The sequence below is a fragment of the Alcaligenes sp. genome (assembly GCF_050255915.1).
Taxonomy (GTDB): domain Bacteria; phylum Pseudomonadota; class Gammaproteobacteria; order Burkholderiales; family Burkholderiaceae_B; genus Alcaligenes; species Alcaligenes aquatilis.
The window spans coordinates 1-16,734 of sequence record NZ_JBFWIQ010000005.1; the positions used below are offsets into that span (position 1 = coordinate 1).

A 16,734-nucleotide genomic window follows, 5' to 3' on the forward strand; every position below is an offset into this window, starting at 1 on the left:
AAAATGTAAACTACGCGCTGTAATTTTTGCGATTTGTTTACGTGCTCATTTGAAGTGGTACCAAAGTCATCAGGATAGTTGGGAGCTATGACACTGTTTACATATATTTGTTGTGCACAACCGTTCTAAAACCTACTAAGCCAAAGTTCAAAGGCCCTTGCCAGTACCGTGCTGGCAGGGGCTTTTTTGTGGGGTTTCGACACAAGCACATTGGCTGCCAATAATGGCCTGTCGCTTGAGGGACTCAGGCCGTGGCTTAGAACGCTCCTTGGGTTGAGTGTCGTAGGGTGAGCAAACCTACCCCAGTCAAAATCGCAAAAAGTGCGCCAGCGGCAAAGGTGCCTTGGAAGCCAATGGTGTCCCAGAGCATACCGGCAATAACACTGGCCAGCAGCAAGGCGATGCCGATTAGCAGATGGAACAGGCCAAAGGCGGTGCCACGCAGTTCGGCGGGGGCGCTGTCGGCAATCAGGACGCTGAACAGGCCTTGGGTAAAGCCCATATGCAGGCCCCACAAAGCAACGCCCAGACCCAAACCCAGCAAGCCGGGGACAAAGGCCAGGAGCAGGTCGGCTGCAATCAGCAGGGTCACTCCGATCAGGAGCAGGTCGGTTTTACGCATGCGATCCGACAGCACACCTGCAGGGTAGGCAGACAGGGAAAAGGCCACTCCCATGACAACCAGGACGGCTGGAGCCCACATGGGTGGTAAGCCGCTGGCCTCTGCGCGCAAGAGAAGGAAGGCTTCGCTGAAACGGGCCAATGTAAAGGCCAGACCAATGGCGACAATCGACCAATAGCGGGAACCCAAACGGCTCAGGTCTTCCCGGTTCAGGGGTAGTTTGCGGGGGCGGGTGTTGGCGGGTAAGGTGGGCTCGCGCACAAAGAGCACCAGAACGGCGATCGAAGCAAAGGCAGGCAGCACGGCAACCCAGAAGATCAACTGGTAATTATTGGCTGTCCACCACATCCGCCCGATGGCCAGCAGGGGGCCGACAAAGGCGCCAACGGTATCGAGCGTTTGCCGCAAACCGTAGGCCGCCCCACGCGATTCGGGGCCAGTGACATCGGCGATCAGGGCGTCACGGGGGGCACCGCGTATGCCTTTGCCGATGCGGTCTACAAAGCGGGCGCCGACCAGCCAGTCCAGTGAGTTTGCCAGGGGAAAAATGGGTTTGGTCAGGGCTGCCAGCCCATAGCCAATGACGGCCAGCAGTTTACGCTTTCCAAAACGGTCGCTGACCGCGCCGGAAAACACTTTCATGATGGAGGCGGTGGCCTCGGCAATGCCTTCGATAACGCCTACTGCCAGTACCGAGGTACCCAGGACGGTAACCATGTAAATGGGCAGCAGAGCGTGGATCAGTTCTGAGGAAATGTCCATGAACATGGATACAAAGCCCAATGCCCAGACGCTGCGGTGAATGCTGGCCCTGGAGGGGGCGGCGGCCGGTGTCGGTGCAGGATCAGCAGTTTTCTTCATGAGCGTCATAGACCATCTGGGCATACGCATCCAGCCGTGCCTGACACGCTTGCAGACGCTCTTGGGCAAGCGGTGCCAGGGGGGCGCCATAAAAATCCAGCTTCCGGATTTTCTCGTACCAGTTTTCCAGTTTCTTAAGGTCAGTTTCTTCTTCGTCCAGTTCGGCATAGGTGAATTTCTGAATCGAAATTTCCTTGTCGATCTCGGCCTCGAAGTCTTTGCACCGGCCCAGCAGCTCCTGATACTGATCGTTGCGCTCGTCCGTGAAACGGGCGATGACCTTGTTTTCCTGGGCCTTGTCCAGTGCAATGGTTTCCAGCAAGACGCATTCGCCTTGCATGGTGGCGATGTCGTTTTCCAGCACCTTTAGGCGGCGTACATGCTCGTCGGTTTTGGGCAGCACGCACACCCCGTTTTGCAGATACACCGCGCCCAGGCTTTTCAAACGTCGCCATAGTGCCAGGCGTTTGGCACTAGGCTCAGAGGGGACTTTATAGGTCAGAAGTAGCCATCTCATTGATGTCATAACAATCAAGAAGTAGTAACGACCGTTTCATATTAATCGATGTTGTCGTTTTTTTATGAAAGGAGGCGATAAATAAAAAACATATCAATACTGGCTTGAGACAGGCCGTTGATAGCGTCGAACCTGTATCCAAGTGTTTGAGCTTGTATCTCTGCTTGAGAAGGGCGATAGCCGTTTTTATTGGGGAAAACCAGTAGCAAATTTCGTGCTTAGCCCGCATGGATGGTGATTTTGAGCGGCTTTCATACGGCCTGATTTTCAGTTTTTTATTGCTCAAAGACCTAGTTTCCTGCAACTGGAGGCGGCTGTTTTGCGCTTTCCAAGCCAAGGGGCAATCGCTACCATGAAAGGCACCTATTCACTTTGTTCAGTTTCTTGCGCGACCGGTTTGGATCACCAGCAGCGTGCAGACTTCAAGCCCAGGTTTAGGTAAAGCGCTTGTCCTTAGGGCAAGCACTTGTTGGTTATGGAGTCCGTGTGTTCGTTTCCGGTTGTTGCACGATACAGTGCCGCGCTTTTGCGGTGGGAATCAATACGGAGGAATGCAATGAGTAAGCACAAAGCTGATAAACCCAGCCAAGGTCCTATCGATGTTGCTGCTATCCGCGCAGCTGCCAAGAAGTTTGTGGACGATGGTGCGGTGGCATCCGGCTACAAGGGCAATCGTGAAGAGATCATCCAAATGCTCAATGAGGCTCTGGCCACTGAGCTGGTCTGTGTGATGCGCTACAAGCGCCACTACTTTACTGCCACCGGTTTGAACAACGAGCCTATCAAAGCCGAGTTTCTGGAGCATGCCCAGCAAGAGGCCGAGCATGCCGACCGCATTGCCGAACGTATTGTGCAGTTGAACGGCGAGCCGGATTTCAATCCCAAAAACCTGGCCCAACGCAGCCATGCGGAATATGACGATAGCGGTGACATCAAATCCATGATTCGCGCCAACCTGATTGCCGAGCGTATTGCCATCGAGTCCTATCGCCAAATGATTGAACGCATTGGTGACACCGACCCGACCACTCGCCAGATGCTGGTCGAGATCATGGCCGTGGAAGAAGAGCACGCTGATGACATGGGTGATTTGCTGGACATTTAAGTTTTAGCTGCTCAGGCGCTCAGGAACCCCGGTATTTACCGGGGTTTTTTTTCGCCCACATCCTGAAAAGAGTACAGTAACGACTTTCCTACCTATCGGTAGGTAGTTTGGATTGAAATTGCTATGGACAGGGGTGTCAGTGTGTTTGGGTTTTTGTTTTTCCGTGCGACAGAGAGTGCAACATGAGTGATTTGTCACGTACCAGGAGCCTGGCTTGGTCATTGATCTTGTTGCTGGCCATGTTGACGGCATTGGACGCGATGGCAATCGATATGTATTTGCCGGGTATGCCTGCCATTGCGCAGGAGCTGGGAGTTTCCTCGGGACGGATTCAGCAAACGCTGTCTATCTTTCTGGCGGGCCTGGCTTTGGGGCAAGGTATTTATGGCCCTTTGCTGGACCGTTTCGGGCGCCGAGTTCCCTTGCTGCTGGGCGTTGTCATCTTTGTGATTGGTTCGATTCTTGGTGCTTTGGCCACATCGGTTGAGGCTTTGCTCCTTGCGCGTTTTATTCAGGCCTTGGGTGCGGCAGCAGGGCTCGTCACACCGCGCGCGATTGTGGCGGATTTGTGCGATATGAAAGAGTCGGCACGCATCTTTTCGTTATTGATGCAGGTGATGATGATCGCACCGATTGTGGCTCCTATTTGGGGCGCGTATTTATTGCGCCATGCAGATTGGCGGGCCATTTTTTGGATGTTGGCTTTTTTAGGGACGATGGGTTTGTTGTGGGGGCTCAAGACCATCCCGGACTCCTTGCCCGTGACGCAGCGTGTTCCTTTGAATCCCGGTCATATTGTTCGCGCCTATGGACGCGAGCTGGGCAATAAGCCATTCATGGCGTATACCGGTTCCGGTGGTTTTGCACTGGCTGCCTTATTTGTTTATATCAGTGGCTCGGCTTTTGTGTTCACGCAGCATTTTGCTTTGTCGCCCGCTGTGTTCAGTTATGTGTTTGCCGGTAACTCGGTGGCGTTGGTCCTGGGTGGGGTCGTCAGCAATTACGTGTTGAAGGCCGGGATGCCTACTTCTCGGGTGCTGGCCTTAGGGCTGATTGTCCATACGGCTTCGGCCTGGCTCTTGTATGTGGCGGTGCAAGCAGACGTGGCGGGCCTGATCCTATATGCCGCCTTGATCGCCATGTCGGTCGGTTCTTTAGGAATGGTTTTTGGTAACGTGACGGCCTTGACCATGAACGTGGCTGGCCCTCAGGCTGGTACCGCTGCGGCCTTGATGGGTATGTTCCATTATCTGATTTCGGCGGTGGTGGGCTACATCGTCAGTCTGGCGGTGCCTGGGCCGCACGTTGTGCCTTTGGCGATTGGTGGCTGCGGTCTGCTGTCGATTCTGTTGTATGTTCTGGCCGGCCGTTGCCGCACGGTAACAAGATCGGTCGGGGAGCTGGGGACTGTAAAATAAGCGTTTGCGGCGGGCCGTGATGGTGGCCTTGATGATGAGTCTTTGACTGAGAGCGTGTTGGACTGTGAGCAAAACCACGACTGAAAAACTGCAGGATGCCGCGTTGGCGCGCTTTGCTGTTCAGGGCTTTGATGCCACCACCATGAACGAGATTGCCGCGGATGTGGGCATTAAAAAGCCCTCTGTCTATGCCCATTTTCGCAACAAGGATGAGCTGTTTCTGAGCCTGATTCCAAAGATTGTGGATGATGAGCTGAACCATGCACGTCAGGTTCTGCAAGGGGGCGATGAGATCAAGCAGCAGTTGCGGGCCTATCTGGAAGGGATACAGGAGCGCTTTGAGCAATCGCATCAAGTACGTTTTTGGATTCGTACCTTATTTGCCCCGCCTGTGCATTTGTACGATGTGGTGATGGAACCCATGCACGTGTTTATGGAGGACCTGGAAAGCATCATCCATCAGGCCCTGGAGCTGTCTGCCCTGACTAAGTCCGAGACGGGTTTACGTGTGGATACCTTGGCCATGACTTACATGGCCTTGATCGACAGCCTGCAAAGCGAGTTGTTGTTTGGTGGCGCACACAAGTACCAACGGCGCCTGGCATCGGTTTGGATGGTCTTTGAGACCGCGTTAAGAGCGAGCCGCTCTGCTTGATCAGGTTTTCTCGCCGTTTTGGGCATCCTGATAGGCCTTGGCCGCATTGTGTACGTGCTGGGTCGCCAGCAGGTTGGCCAGATCGCTGTTACCGGCCACAACCGCGTTCAGGATTTGGGCGTGATCTTCCCAGTTCTGGCGGATGCGCTGCAGATTGCTGGGGGCAAAGAGCAGCGCGGTGCGATCACGTAAGGAGCGCATCAGCTCGGTCAGTACGATATTGCCCGACATGGTGGCCAGGGTTTCATGAAATTGCCGGTTCAGGGATTTGAGCAATTCCAGATTGCCGGCATCCATGGCTTCATGGCCCTGACTCAGAATGGTTTGCAGTTTTTCAATATTGGCCGGGTCCTGGCGTTGAGCGGCCAACTTGGCATTAAGCCCCTCAAGAGTGGCGCGCACTTCAGCCATGTTATAGGCAATCTCGGCCGACAATACGGCCACGGAGGCCCCCCGTCGTGGTTCGATAGTGACCAGGCCTTCGGAGGCCAGCTCGCGCAGGGCTTCCCGTACAGGAATACGTGAGACCCCCAGCTCGCTCGCCAGTTTGCCCTCCACCAGGCGGTCGCCAGGATGGAATTCACCGCTCAGAATACGTTCACGCAATTGGTCGCGTATTACCGCAAACAATGAGGCATGCTGATCACCCAAGCGGCGGTTATCCGCATCGACAAGGGAATTGGGAAGGTTGAAACTGGGGATATTCATGGTACGACCTGTGCAATCGGGCAAAAGGGCCAGACACGATTATACGGTGTAGGCGCACTTTTCTGAATATGGTATACAGTTTGGGGGCTAAGTATTCAGTGCCACAGCGTGCGTGCAATCAAGACCAGGGCGCTGATGGAACAAATACCCAATAGCAGCCTGCGCATTAATGGCAGGCTGACTTGATGGCGTAATTGTCCTGATAGAGCAAAACCCAGCAACATGAATGGGTAGAGCACAATGCTGAGCATGGCTTGTTGCAAGGAGAACAGGCCAACCAGCATCAGCAATACCAAAGACAGGCTCGCGCCTAGAAAGAGAATAAGGCCGAGTGACGCGCGTAGCTGTGCCGGCGCCAGATTCTGCATGGCAATTGCCAGGGCAGGGGCGCCGACCGAGGTTAGCGTGCCCATGATCCCCGATGCAATACCCGCCAGAATCATGTTGCGTGTGGAGGGTAGTATGCGCAGGCCCCAGGCGCTGAGAGCGACTGCGCCCAAGATGGCAAATGCAAAACCCAGGTTGACGGCGGCTATCGGTAGTTGCGTCATACCCAAGACAGCGATAAGCGAGCCCGTGGCCCGCCCGCCCAGCGCGCAGACCACGACATTAGGCACGATATGTTGACGTTCTCGCAGGGCCGCCAGTAAAGAGACGCTACCGCCCAAGGCCAACAGCGGCCCTGGTACTAGCTGTGGGAAGATCAGGGCGGCAATGGGCGCCACCAGCATGGCAAATCCAATCCCTCCCACTCCTTGTAAAAACGCGGCCAAAACCACCAGGCAGGCCATCAGCAGCCAGGACAGCGGGTCCACGAGGTCAATTAAAGCCGCCATAAACATCCTTTTATTTGTATAAGGTATTCAATCTAAGTGTTTCAAGCATGAGATTCTTAGAGTTTTCCCCAGTTTTTGATAGTTTTTTCTGATTTTGATCATTAATTGAAGATAGTATACCGTTTCAGGAATACTAAATATTCAGAAAAAAGAGAAGGAAAGGGGGATACATGCAAAGCGACGTGGTGCTCGGTGCGGCGCACTGGGCTTATTTGATCAGCGTCCTGGTGATCATCATTACGATGATTTTCCGGGCCAACGTAGTGGTGCCATCCGTCATCGGGACCTTGGCGGTAGTCACGGCCATAACGGGCAGCCCTATTCAGGGCTTAATCAGTATTTTTTCGGCCAGCTTCGTGGCGGCTCAGGAACTGTTCAACATCTTCCTGGTAATCACCTTCATGACAGCGTTGCTCAATTCCTTAAAGCGGCTGGAAGCCGATGTGAAGATGGTGGCCCCCTTTCGCAAGGTCATGGTCAATAGTGCCTCGTCCTTTTTGATGATTGCTGCAGCGACCTATTTTATTTCCCTGTTCTTCTGGCCCACGCCTGCAGTGCCTCTGGTGTCGGCCATTTTGCTGCCGGCGGCTATTGCGGCTGGTTTGCCACCATTGGTCGGTGCGATGGCGATCGCCATCTGTGGGCAGGGCATGGCGTTATCGTCGGACTACATCATTGGGGTTGCTCCGGGCATCAGCGCCAAGGCAGCCGGTGTCGGTGCTGATGTTGCCGTGCTGGCTGACCGCGCGCTGGTGTTGTCCTGGATTACGGGGGGTGTCGCGCTGACCTTGGCGTTCTTGTTGATGCGTCGCCATTTCAAGCCGGCAGACAGCCGTTTGCTGGACGCCTGGATGCGTCAGGCACCGGACAGCACGCTGGATGACGTGGAATCCCAAGGGACGTATGACAAGGCAGAGATGGCCCGTGGGACGGCGGGTAATGAACACACGGTGCACTCCGGCTTAAGTGCCAAGGAAGAACGTTATTCGCGCATTCTGGCCTGGATCACACCACTGGCGTTCCTGGCGGTGATTGGCATCATGCTGCTGCCCCGCTTTATCCCGTCCTTACCCGTTCTGCGTGGTGGAGATGCTGCCGGTTTGGTGGGGGGCGTCGCCTTTGTGTTGATGATGATTGCCACCTGTATGGCAGAAGGTCCACGGCGCATGCTGGACACCTGTCCGGATCATATGACCGATGGTTTTGTCTTCGCGTTTCGTGCCATGGGCTCGGTGTTGCCAATCGCTGGTTTCTTCTTCCTGGGCGCCAGTGAAGCGACCTCTGCCATTTTAGGCATTCCACTGGCACAAACACCTAGCCTCTTGTTCGAGTTGATTTCAGCCGGTCAGCATCTGATTCCGGACAATCATTTTCTGGTGGCGTTTGGTGTCCTGTTGGTGGGGATGATCTCGGGTATTGATGGGTCGGGCTTCTCGGGTCTGCCTCTGACGGGCACCCTGGCCTCGGCGTTGAGCCCTGTGTCGGGTCTGGACATCGAAACCTTGGCAGCGGTAGGACAGATCGGTGCGATCTGGACCGGTGGTGGCACCTTGATCGCTTGGTCGTCCCTGATTGCGGTGGCAGGTTTTGCTCGGGTGCATGTGCTCGATCTGGTGCGGGCCTTGACGGTACCGGTACTGACCGGGATGGCGATTTCGACAATCTGTGCCGTACTGGTGTTTGGATGATCGGTATGGGAACGACAGCCTATAGCGCAGGTGAAAAACAGGGTTTGGGGAAACAGTGGGCCGTGGCTGCCGGACACCCCTTGGCGGTTCGGGCCGCGCAGGCCATGCTGGAACTCAAGGGTAGTGCGGTGGATGCGGCCATTGCGGCTGATGCCGTCATGGGCGTCGTTGAACCGATGGCAACGGGGATAGGCGGCGACTTGCTGGCGATGGTTGCACCGCCGGACAGTAAGCCAGTGGCTTATAACGGTAGCGGAGCGGCGCCTTTGCGGTTGAAGGCAGAGCAGGTTCAGGCCTTGCCTGGGGGACGGATTCCCGAGCGCCATGTGCTGTCCATTACCACGCCCGGCCTAGTGCGAGGGTGGTGGGATATGCATCAGCGCTATGGCCGTCTGGATTGGGCCCGCTTGCTTCAGCCCGCCATCCAGGCAGCACAGGAAGGTTTTGCGGTGGCGTCGGTGGCGGCGCGTGAATGGCAAATCTTTGATTTTGTGCTGCATCGCGATCCCGAGTGTGCCGCTCTTTATAGGGCGGGCAAGCCGCCCAAGGCAGGAGAGCAGTACCTGAACCCGGAGCTGGCGGCTGTCTTGCAGGACATCGCCACGCAAGGACCCGATGCCTTCTATCTGGGGCGCCCCGCATGGCAGGCTGAACAGGCAATGGAACGGGTACAGGGGCTGTTGCGGGCGGAGGACTTTCGTCAGCATAAAGGATTTTTCTGTGAACCGGTCAGCGCATCGCTGGGTGAGTTCAGTCTGTATGAGTGTCCGCCCAACACACATGGGGTGGCCGTGCTGGACGCGGTCCAAAGCGCCTGGCACCGACCCTTGGATGATGATGAGGCGGAGTTGGCATTGATCCAGGCGACCGAAGGGGCAATGACTCATGCCGCTCAGGTCGTGTGTGATCCGGCAGGCAATACGGTTTGCACGGTTGTGGTTGACGAGGACGGATTGGCCGTCACGTTCATGTCCAGTATTTTCAAACGGTTTGGCTCCGGTTTCGCCGTGCCTGGCTGTGGGTTTGTGCTGCAAAACCGAGGCTTTGGCTTCTCCGAGCCTGGGCATGTGAATGGCCCCGGTCCGGGAAAACGTCCGTATCACACGGTTGTCCCGTCTCTGGCCTTGAAGACGGGCCAGTTCCATATGGGGCTGGGTGTGGTGGGCGGTTTGATGCAACCCCAGGGCCAGATACAGATATGGACCCGTGTCTTGCGCGATGGCTGGCCTTTGGAGCGAGCCTTGTTCGCACCGCGCTGGCGTCTGGAGGGGGCTGGGCGTCTGGCTCTGGAAGACGGCTTTGATGCGAGCCGCACGGCCTTCCTGCGTGAACACGGGTATGGGGCGCCCGACAAGGGAGTCGGCGAACTGGCAGGCCGTAGCGATTTTGGCGGTGCACAAGCGGTGGAGCGCTTGGCGGATGGCCGCCTGAAAGCCGTATCGGACCCGCGCAAAGATGGCTGCGTGGCGTTGGTTTGATAAACAGGCAGGGTTATTCCCTACTTTCTAAAATAGTAGACGGTATACAATATACTTAAATAGTCCAAACCTCATATTTCGTCGGCTGCTGTCAGGGCGACGTCTTTCAACAAGGAAACAGTCATGGAAAAACTGCTGAATCGCGATGAATTTCGCACCGCACTGGAAACCGCCATTAAAGGGAAAAGTGCCAATACTTCCCCTTTCAGTATTGCCTGGGCCAGCGGCAAGCTAAGCCGTGAGCATCTGGCTCGCTGGGCTGAAAACCACTATCACTATGTCGGCCCTTTTGCCGATTACCTGGGTTATCTGTATGCCCGCACTCCCGCTGAATACGTGGAAGCCAAAGACTTCTTGCTGGCCAATATGTACGAAGAGGAAATTGGCGGTGACCGCCACACAGATCTGCTGATCCGCTTTGGAGAAGCTTGCGGCACGACACGGGCACGTATTGAAGACCCCGACAACATGAATGCCACCACCCGCGCCTTGCAGGCCTGGTGTTATGCCATTGCCATGCGTGAAGACCCCGTCGTCGCCGTGGCGGGACTGGTGGTGGGCCTGGAGTCCCAAGTGCCATCCATTTACCGCAAGCAGACCCCAACCTTGCGCGAAAAATACGGCTTCACGGACGAAGAAGTGGAGTTTTTCGACCTGCACATTGTGTCGGACGAAATCCACGGCGAGCGTGGCTACCAGATCGTGCTTGAGCATGCGAACACGGTGGAACTGCAGCAGCGTTGCTTGCGTATCTGCGAAATTGGTGCCGAGATGCGTCTACTGTATACCACTTCCCTGTACAACGATTACGTCAAAGACGAGATCAGCTTGCAGGATCTGCAATTGGAAGCAGCGTAAGTCGGCCAGCCGGGCGGGCAGATAGGCTGCCCGCCGATTTAGAAACAAGGAAGTACAGCGGTGGACAATCTCAAGGACGTCGTTTTCGACAATTACATTAATGGGCAGTGGCAGCCCAGCCAGAGTGGGCGCACGAAGCCCAATTTGAATCCGGCCGATCGGGACGATGTCGTGGGGGCTTTCCCTCTGTCCACGGCTGAGGACGCACAGGCAGCCGTTGCTGCTGCTCAGGCTGCTTTTGCAGGATGGCGAGCAACACCGATTTCCACCCGGGCCCGTGTGCTGAATGCGGCGGCGGCCTGGCTGGATGCCAATGTTGATCGTATCGCTCAGGGTCTGACGCGAGAAGAGGGTAAAACGCTGGCGCAAAGCAAGATGGAAGTAGGGCGCTCGGCCCAGACCCTGCGTTTTTATGCGGTTGAAGGCCAAACCTATACCGGCGAGACCTTTCCGCAGGATGATGCGCAGCAACTGGTGTATACCCAGCGCGAACCCTTGGGTGTGGTGTCCGTAATTGCGCCCTGGAATTTCCCCATCTCCATCCCGGCACGCAAAATTGCGCCTGCCTTGATTACGGGCAATACCGTCGTTTTCAAACCTTCGTCGGAGACGCCGTTGACGGGTTATTACCTGTGCGAAGCCTTTGCACAAGCAGGGGTTCCGGCCGGTGTACTGAACCTGGTACATGGCAGGGCCAGTGAAGTGGGGCCCACGCTGGTGCAATCCCCTCAGGTACGCGCCATTTCGTTTACCGGCTCGACCCAGGCGGGTGAAGATATTTGTCGTCAAGCCCGCATGAGCACTCGCACCCAGATGGAGTTGGGTGGCAAAAACCCCCTGATTGTCATGGAAGACGCCGACCTGGATCTGGCCGTCAAGCTGGTGGTTCAAGGTGGGTTTTCCTTAAGTGGCCAGGCCTGCACGGGCACCAGCCGTGTGCTGGTGCATCGTCAGGTCAAAGAGGAGTTCACCCGGCGCTTGGTAGAGAAAGTCAGCGCCTTGACCGTGGGTAATGGTTTGAATGGCAACCCCGACCTGGGCCCCATTGCCACCGAAAGCCAACTGGCAAGCATTCTGGACTATGTGGCCATCGGCAAGCAGGAGGCCACCCATTTACTGGGCGGCGAACGTTTGACCGAAGGCGACTATGCACGTGGCTTGTTCATGCGTCCGGCTTTGTTTACAGACGTGACCCAGCAGATGCGTATTGCTCGCGAAGAAATCTTTGGTCCGGTGATTGCCTTGCTGGAAATTGATTCCTACGAGCAGGCGCTGGCCATGGCCAATGACACTGAATATGGCTTGTCGGCCGCCATTGTGACGCGCAGTGCCGACTATGCGCATCGCTTTGCCAATGACATTGAGGCCGGGACGGTCAAGATCAATCGCACAACAACCGGCAACTTGATCAATGCCCCTTTTGGTGGACTGAAACAGTCCAGCACATCCACTTTCCGCGAGTCGGGTCGGGCTGGTCTGGAGTTCTACACCCAGATCAAGACCGTGTATCGCGGCATCTGAATTTTATTAACCGGAAATACTGGGAAGACTTATGAAAAAAATCCTACGTCTCGAACAGCGCGAAGCGCGCTTGATGGTGGACGCGGCGATTGCCAAATCCAAAGAGATTGGCGTGCTGGAGACTGTTTGCGTGGTTGACGAAGGGGGCTATCCCATCGTGATGGAGCGCATGGATGGGGCACGTATCACTGGCGCACAAATTGCCTGGAACAAGGCGTTTACCGCTGCCGGCCACAAGCGCTCCACCCACTTGTTCACGCAAGCGCCCAATGGTCCGGCACTGCCTGGTAACGAGGCCTTCGGGATTCAGCTCAGCTTTGAGGGACGCTTTGCGGCCTTTGTGGGCGGCTACCCCATTGTGGTCAATGGGGAAGTAATCGGTGGTATTGGCCTGAGCGGCGGTAACGGCGAGCAGGACACGGCAGCCGGTGTGGCCGGCTTGCAGGCCTTGGCCGAGGCCTTGAAGGCAGAGGGTCTGGACGTGCTGGTTCAGGCGGACATCAAGAAATAGTGGCATCAGGAGGACGGGTCATGGCCCATCGTGTCGACATCAAGGAAACCGGCGAGCAGTTCTGGGTAGAGCCGCAAGAGACCCTCTTGCAGGCCGCTCAGCGGCAAGGCGTGCGCATTTATAGCGACTGTGAGTTTGGCGGTTGCGGTACCTGCCGCATTCAGGTTACCCGAGGGAAGGTTTGTTACGAGGACGACTGCCTGCCCATGAGTATTGCCGATGAGGAGCACGAGCAGGGCCATGCCGCCGCCTGTCAGGCTCGACTGGATGCGGATATTGAAATCAGTCTGGCCGCCCATCGTGATGAGCTGCCTGACACCCAGCAGGTCAGGGCGCAGGTGCATAGCGTGGAGCGGGCGTGCCAAGGAATCTGGCGCTTGACCTTGCAGTTACCCCAGGACGTACACGTGCAGTTCCGTCCTGGTCAGTATCTGAACATCTTGTTCGAGGACGGGCGTGCGCGCAGTTTTTCCATGGCCAATGCCGATGCGGCCCATGGGCGTATTGAACTGCATGTACGGGAAGTGGAAGGCGGCCGTTTTACCCAAGTGTGTTTGCCCGGCCTGAAGGCTGGAGACGAGCTGCTGCTGGAGATGCCTTTGGGGGTGTTCTATTGGCGCGAGCGCGACTGGCGACCCATGGTCATGGTGGCAACCGGTACGGGTATTGCACCGATCAAGGCGATTCTGGAGTCCTTGCTGGACAAGGACGACTGCCCACCTGTGAGCCTGTACTGGGGCATGAACCGACCCGAGGATTTGTATCTGGCCAAGGAGATCGAATCCTGGGCAGACCGCTTGTGCGAATTCCGTTTCGTGCCTGTGCTCTCGCATGCCGACGAGAGCTGGCAAGGCGCTCGGGGCTATGTGCAACAACAGGTATGCCAGGATGAACCTGACCTGTCTGAGCATGCCATTTACTTGTGTGGCTCACCCGTGATGATTGAGCAGGCCCGTGGCTTGTTCAAGGAGCATGGTGCCAATGAGCAGTTCATGTATGCCGATGCGTTCAACTTTCAGTCCGATAGCCGCTCGGCAGAGCCTTCTCTTGCTTAGGCGCTGTGTGGGAGCTGATCTTGGGCGACTTCGGGTTCGCGCTTTTTTCGGCTGCCAAACAGTTCAGTGAGTGAGGGCAGATTGATGAGCGGAATACGACGGCGCAGATGCTTGCGCTGAGCCAGATGTGGCAGCAACTGCTCGCCGACGGGACGCTGCAAGTAGCGAAGTTCGACGGGGGTTTTCATGGCAATCTCGTTTAGGGGTTGAATTGAATTAAGTATACCGCAATAGGGGTTTCTACTCAAATAGGCAGGAAACTGTATCTAAAACTAAAGAAATCTGTTGTGGGAAAAGTGCAATTTTTAACTTGGTATACCGTTCTTGTTTTTTTTCAGGCGGTCAGGGCTCGCAATCCGGTCGCATCATTGGCAGCAAGCAGGAGGTCTTATGCCAACCATTACTTTTCATAAAAACGGCCAGACACATGTGGGCGAGGTGCAGGAGAACACCAATTTGGTGGTCCGGGCAGGGATCAAGCAGTTTCCTTTTCCTTATCTGACCTATGGCTGTGGGATGGGCAAGTGCGCCAAATGTGCGTGTCGGGTGCTGGAGGGGGCTGAGCATCTGCCAGCGGCCAACTGGAAAGAGAAAAAGCAATTAGGCGAGCGGCTGGATCAGGGCTGGCGGCTGGCGTGCCAGTTGTGGATTAACCAGGACATCGTTCTGGAGCAGGCAGAGATACAGGAGGTGCAGTGATGTATGTGGTGCTAACGAGCAAGCCAGGCGAATACCGTACGGAGCCGGGTGTGGGCGTGGAAATGGTGGCGGCGTATGAATACCATTTTCAGGGTCGTTTCAAAGCGGTGTTTGCCATTGCGCGTATCCAGGACGGGTCGCGGGTTCGCATTGTGGAAGAGACGCCAAATGGCACGGTCAATGACATTCCTACTCGGCAAATGGAAAAATTTGCCACAGCCGAGCAGGCTTATGAAGAACTGGCCGGATTGACGCACTTTGGCAGCCTACAGGCCGAGTTGCGCCAATGTGAGCTTACGGGTCACAAAACAGGGACGCAGCCCCTGGTAAAGCAGCAATCCTGAGGTAGCAGAATATGGTTCAGATTACATTTGCGTCGAATAATGATTTGGTGGTGTCTGCCGCCGAGAACAGCAATTTGCTGCGGGTTTCGATTCGCGAGCGAGGCGGCATCCCGTTCAAGTGCGGGGGCGGTATCTGCGGTACCTGCAAGTGCCGAATTACGGAAGGGCTGAGCAATACGGATGAGGTCAAGGCCAAGGAACATAAACACTTGTCCGAGCAGGATCTGGCAGAGGGTTTTCGTATGGCGTGCCAGACTTTTGTGCGCGGTGACGTGACGGTGAGCTGGTAAAAGGAGCCGCCCATGCTGCATTTGACCGATAAGCAATTACACACACTGCTGGATGCGCCTGCGGTACAGCAGGTGCTGGAGCAGGCTTTTCTTGAGTTTGGACAGGGGCAGGCGGCGCAGCAACGTCGTGTGCGCACGCAGGTGGGCGATACGCGCTTATCTACCTTGGGGGCGGTTATCTCAGGCCAGCAAGTCGCTGGGGCCAAAATTTATACGACCGTACACGGCAGGTTCAACTTTGTGATTGTGCTGTTTGATGCGCGCAGTGGACAAACCTTGGCAACGCTGGATGCCGGTGCGATTACGCAGTGGCGTACTGCCGCGTGCTCGGTGCTGGCCGCACAGCGGGGGGCAAACCCCCAATCTCGAACCTTGGGAGTGCTGGGGCTCGGGGCTCAGGGCACCGCGCATGTCCAGCAGTTTTGCCAGGCTTTTGATTTGCGCCGTGTGCTGGTCTGGAGCCCGAATGTGGATCAGGAGCGTTGCCGCAAGCTGGAGCTGGACTGTGGCGTACCGGTACGCGCGGCACGCCCAGATGAGATCGTGGTCCAGGCAGATATTCTGGTTACCGCCAGTCGCAGCCGTGAGCCCTTGTTTGATGGGCGTACGCTCAAACCAGGTTGCTTTGTCGCGGCTGTTGGTTCTAGTCTGCCCACGGCGCGGGAGCTGGATGATGTTTGCTTGCAGCGAGCAGGCAAGATCATTGTGGAGTGGGGGGAGCAGACGCTTGCCGAGGCCGGGGATCTGATTCTGGCTGCAGCCGATTGCGGCATTCAGGGCAAGGTATCCGAGTTAAGCGATTGGTTGCAATTGGGGCGTGGACAAGGTTACGACGCACAGGGTATTTGCGTGTATAAATCAGTGGGTGTGGCGATTGAAGATATTGCTGTTGCTGGTTTGGCGTATCGCCGTTATCAGCATGGCAGGATGGCGCAGGAGGCGGTCGCTGAACACGAGTAAACGACAATAATTCAAATAGGTTGGGGGTAGGCAATGGTGATGGCAGGCTTTTCTTCTATGGGCGAATTCAAGCAGGCGCTGACCCGGGACTACAACCGCATCAACAGCAGTATTTTTGCATCAGGTGTGGTGACACTGAAGATTGATGTGCTCGATGACAGGATCAGCATGTTGGCCGTTCATAAACGCCAGCCTGCCTTGCAGACGCTGAGCCGTGAAAACGCACATATTGCCGATCTGGCCGATCTGTACCTGATCAAGGCTTTCAAAAAGGAGATGAAGCAGGTTTTGGTGGAAGAGTATGGCTTGGATGTCGTCGCCATTTTCAAGGATTACGACGCGACAGCGCAGTTGTCTTCCACCATGGTGTTGTTGCAAAAAGGAGTGTGAACGCAGTGGCGCCGGTGCAAACCGCTGCCCTGAGTTCCGAATCGATAAAAAGAAGCTGACTGGTAGACAGTCTTGTTGTCCTTCCGTCCAGAGTGGATTGCCCGGTGTGCAATTGGCTTTGGAACCGAGCCCAGGCCCTGACCGGCCCGCTTGGGGAAGTTGCCGACAGGAAGTGCTCGCATACCGCCGGCCTCGGACCCTGGGATTTCCCAGGGCCT

At 56.0% G+C, this 16,734-nt stretch carries 19 protein-coding genes; 14 read left to right on the top strand and 5 right to left on the bottom strand.

The window, feature by feature from the left end:
* Positions 1-256: 256 nt before the first annotated feature.
* Together AB7E06_RS07490 and AB7E06_RS07495 are read right to left on the bottom strand one after the other, a co-directional pair.
* The gene (locus tag AB7E06_RS07490) at positions 257-1,483 is read right to left on the bottom strand and encodes an MFS transporter (RefSeq protein ID WP_427956038.1); all 1,227 of its coding nucleotides are present in this window, start codon (positions 1,481-1,483) and stop codon (positions 257-259) included.
* Positions 1,467-2,000 carry a Chromate resistance protein ChrB gene (locus AB7E06_RS07495; protein WP_125277226.1) on the bottom strand — a complete coding sequence of 178 codons (534 nt, stop codon included), beginning with the start codon at positions 1,998-2,000 and terminating at the stop codon, positions 1,467-1,469. Before AB7E06_RS07495 ends, AB7E06_RS07490 begins: the two co-directional genes overlap by 17 nt.
* 556 nt (positions 2,001-2,556) lie before the next feature.
* Between AB7E06_RS07495 and AB7E06_RS07500 the strand changes: the two genes are divergently transcribed.
* The 3 genes from AB7E06_RS07500 to AB7E06_RS07510 all read left to right on the top strand — a co-directional run bounded on the left by AB7E06_RS07500 (position 2,557) and on the right by AB7E06_RS07510 (position 5,178).
* Positions 2,557-3,105, top strand: a complete 549-nt coding sequence (locus tag AB7E06_RS07500; protein WP_094198116.1) for a ferritin-like domain-containing protein — start codon at positions 2,557-2,559, stop codon at positions 3,103-3,105.
* A gap of 182 nt (positions 3,106-3,287) precedes the next feature.
* Entirely contained in the window at positions 3,288-4,523 is a 1,236-nt protein-coding gene (locus AB7E06_RS07505; RefSeq protein ID WP_230019447.1) for a multidrug effflux MFS transporter, read from the top strand.
* A gap of 64 nt (positions 4,524-4,587) precedes the next feature.
* Positions 4,588-5,178, top strand: coding sequence for a TetR/AcrR family transcriptional regulator (locus AB7E06_RS07510; RefSeq protein WP_427956043.1), 591 nt, complete (start codon positions 4,588-4,590; stop codon positions 5,176-5,178).
* On the opposite strand, the gene AB7E06_RS07515 is transcribed toward AB7E06_RS07510, so the two are convergent.
* Together AB7E06_RS07515 and AB7E06_RS07520 are read right to left on the bottom strand one after the other, a co-directional pair.
* Entirely contained in the window at positions 5,179-5,886 is a 708-nt protein-coding gene (locus tag AB7E06_RS07515) for a GntR family transcriptional regulator (protein ID WP_094198113.1), read from the bottom strand.
* Between the two features lie 95 nt (positions 5,887-5,981).
* Entirely contained in the window at positions 5,982-6,722 is a 741-nt protein-coding gene (locus AB7E06_RS07520) for a TSUP family transporter (RefSeq protein ID WP_094198464.1), read from the bottom strand.
* Positions 6,723-6,892: 170 nt separating this feature from the next.
* Between AB7E06_RS07520 and AB7E06_RS07525 the strand changes: the two genes are divergently transcribed.
* The 6 genes from AB7E06_RS07525 (at position 6,893) to AB7E06_RS07550 (ending at position 13,833) form a co-directional block, all read left to right on the top strand.
* Positions 6,893-8,410, top strand: a complete 1,518-nt coding sequence (locus tag AB7E06_RS07525; RefSeq protein ID WP_094198112.1) for a hypothetical protein — start codon at positions 6,893-6,895, stop codon at positions 8,408-8,410.
* A gap of 5 nt (positions 8,411-8,415) precedes the next feature.
* Entirely contained in the window at positions 8,416-9,888 is a 1,473-nt protein-coding gene (locus AB7E06_RS07530; RefSeq protein WP_427956048.1) for a gamma-glutamyltransferase family protein, read from the top strand.
* Positions 9,889-10,011: 123 nt separating this feature from the next.
* On the top strand, positions 10,012-10,746 hold the full coding sequence (locus AB7E06_RS07535) for a TenA family transcriptional regulator (protein WP_094198110.1): 735 nt from the start codon (positions 10,012-10,014) through the stop codon (positions 10,744-10,746).
* A 60-nt stretch (positions 10,747-10,806) separates the two neighbouring features.
* Entirely contained in the window at positions 10,807-12,267 is a 1,461-nt protein-coding gene (locus AB7E06_RS07540) for an aldehyde dehydrogenase family protein (protein ID WP_321278397.1), read from the top strand.
* 31 nt (positions 12,268-12,298) lie between these two features.
* Positions 12,299-12,778: a GlcG/HbpS family heme-binding protein gene (locus AB7E06_RS07545; protein ID WP_094198108.1), complete on the top strand. Its 480-nt coding sequence runs from the start codon at positions 12,299-12,301 to the stop codon at positions 12,776-12,778.
* A 20-nt stretch (positions 12,779-12,798) separates the two neighbouring features.
* On the top strand, positions 12,799-13,833 hold the full coding sequence (locus AB7E06_RS07550) for a 2Fe-2S iron-sulfur cluster-binding protein (protein WP_108728340.1): 1,035 nt from the start codon (positions 12,799-12,801) through the stop codon (positions 13,831-13,833).
* Here the strand turns inward: AB7E06_RS07550 and AB7E06_RS07555 are convergent.
* Positions 13,830-14,021 carry a hypothetical protein gene (locus AB7E06_RS07555; RefSeq protein ID WP_094198106.1) on the bottom strand — a complete coding sequence of 64 codons (192 nt, stop codon included), beginning with the start codon at positions 14,019-14,021 and terminating at the stop codon, positions 13,830-13,832. The genes AB7E06_RS07550 and AB7E06_RS07555 overlap by 4 nt on opposite strands.
* 202 nt (positions 14,022-14,223) lie before the next feature.
* Here AB7E06_RS07555 and AB7E06_RS07560 point away from each other — a divergent pair, with 202 nt between their 5' ends.
* Genes AB7E06_RS07560 through AB7E06_RS07580 form a run of 5 tightly spaced genes read left to right on the top strand, consistent with a single transcriptional unit; the run spans position 14,224 to position 16,516 of the window.
* The gene (locus tag AB7E06_RS07560) at positions 14,224-14,532 is read left to right on the top strand and encodes a 2Fe-2S iron-sulfur cluster-binding protein (RefSeq protein ID WP_094198105.1); all 309 of its coding nucleotides are present in this window, start codon (positions 14,224-14,226) and stop codon (positions 14,530-14,532) included.
* The gene (locus tag AB7E06_RS07565; protein WP_230019441.1) at positions 14,532-14,876 is read left to right on the top strand and encodes a ferredoxin; all 345 of its coding nucleotides are present in this window, start codon (positions 14,532-14,534) and stop codon (positions 14,874-14,876) included. The genes AB7E06_RS07560 and AB7E06_RS07565 overlap by 1 nt, the downstream gene beginning before the upstream one ends.
* Before the next feature lie 11 nt (positions 14,877-14,887).
* Positions 14,888-15,166, top strand: a complete 279-nt coding sequence (locus AB7E06_RS07570; RefSeq protein ID WP_009457378.1) for a 2Fe-2S iron-sulfur cluster-binding protein — start codon at positions 14,888-14,890, stop codon at positions 15,164-15,166.
* A gap of 12 nt (positions 15,167-15,178) precedes the next feature.
* A complete protein-coding gene (locus tag AB7E06_RS07575; protein ID WP_427956056.1) occupies positions 15,179-16,126 on the top strand; it encodes an ornithine cyclodeaminase family protein in 948 nt (315 codons plus the stop codon).
* A 39-nt stretch (positions 16,127-16,165) separates the two neighbouring features.
* Complete coding sequence (locus AB7E06_RS07580; protein ID WP_094198102.1) at positions 16,166-16,516, top strand: DUF2294 domain-containing protein; 351 nt, start codon at positions 16,166-16,168, stop codon at positions 16,514-16,516.
* The last annotated feature ends 218 nt before the right edge of the window (positions 16,517-16,734 follow it).

Bases quoted from the DNA above. Each gene is read 5' to 3' on its own strand.
- AB7E06_RS07545 (WP_094198108.1), top strand. From the start codon at position 12,299: ATGAAAAAAATCCTACGTCTCGAACAGCGCGAAGCGCGCTTGATGGTG.
- AB7E06_RS07580 (WP_094198102.1), top strand. From the start codon at position 16,166: ATGGCAGGCTTTTCTTCTATGGGCGAATTCAAGCAGGCGCTGACCCGG.
- AB7E06_RS07575 (WP_427956056.1), top strand. From the start codon at position 15,179: ATGCTGCATTTGACCGATAAGCAATTACACACACTGCTGGATGCGCCT.
- AB7E06_RS07550 (WP_108728340.1), top strand. From the start codon at position 12,799: ATGGCCCATCGTGTCGACATCAAGGAAACCGGCGAGCAGTTCTGGGTA.
- AB7E06_RS07520 (WP_094198464.1), bottom strand. From the start codon at position 6,722: ATGGCGGCTTTAATTGACCTCGTGGACCCGCTGTCCTGGCTGCTGATG.
- AB7E06_RS07490 (WP_427956038.1), bottom strand. From the start codon at position 1,483: ATGAAGAAAACTGCTGATCCTGCACCGACACCGGCCGCCGCCCCCTCC.
- AB7E06_RS07570 (WP_009457378.1), top strand. From the start codon at position 14,888: ATGGTTCAGATTACATTTGCGTCGAATAATGATTTGGTGGTGTCTGCC.
- AB7E06_RS07525 (WP_094198112.1), top strand. From the start codon at position 6,893: ATGCAAAGCGACGTGGTGCTCGGTGCGGCGCACTGGGCTTATTTGATC.
- AB7E06_RS07515 (WP_094198113.1), bottom strand. From the start codon at position 5,886: ATGAATATCCCCAGTTTCAACCTTCCCAATTCCCTTGTCGATGCGGAT.
- AB7E06_RS07560 (WP_094198105.1), top strand. From the start codon at position 14,224: ATGCCAACCATTACTTTTCATAAAAACGGCCAGACACATGTGGGCGAG.
- AB7E06_RS07555 (WP_094198106.1), bottom strand. From the start codon at position 14,021: ATGAAAACCCCCGTCGAACTTCGCTACTTGCAGCGTCCCGTCGGCGAG.
- AB7E06_RS07535 (WP_094198110.1), top strand. From the start codon at position 10,012: ATGGAAAAACTGCTGAATCGCGATGAATTTCGCACCGCACTGGAAACC.
- AB7E06_RS07500 (WP_094198116.1), top strand. From the start codon at position 2,557: ATGAGTAAGCACAAAGCTGATAAACCCAGCCAAGGTCCTATCGATGTT.
- AB7E06_RS07505 (WP_230019447.1), top strand. From the start codon at position 3,288: ATGAGTGATTTGTCACGTACCAGGAGCCTGGCTTGGTCATTGATCTTG.
- AB7E06_RS07495 (WP_125277226.1), bottom strand. From the start codon at position 2,000: ATGAGATGGCTACTTCTGACCTATAAAGTCCCCTCTGAGCCTAGTGCC.
- AB7E06_RS07565 (WP_230019441.1), top strand. From the start codon at position 14,532: ATGTATGTGGTGCTAACGAGCAAGCCAGGCGAATACCGTACGGAGCCG.
- AB7E06_RS07530 (WP_427956048.1), top strand. From the start codon at position 8,416: ATGGGAACGACAGCCTATAGCGCAGGTGAAAAACAGGGTTTGGGGAAA.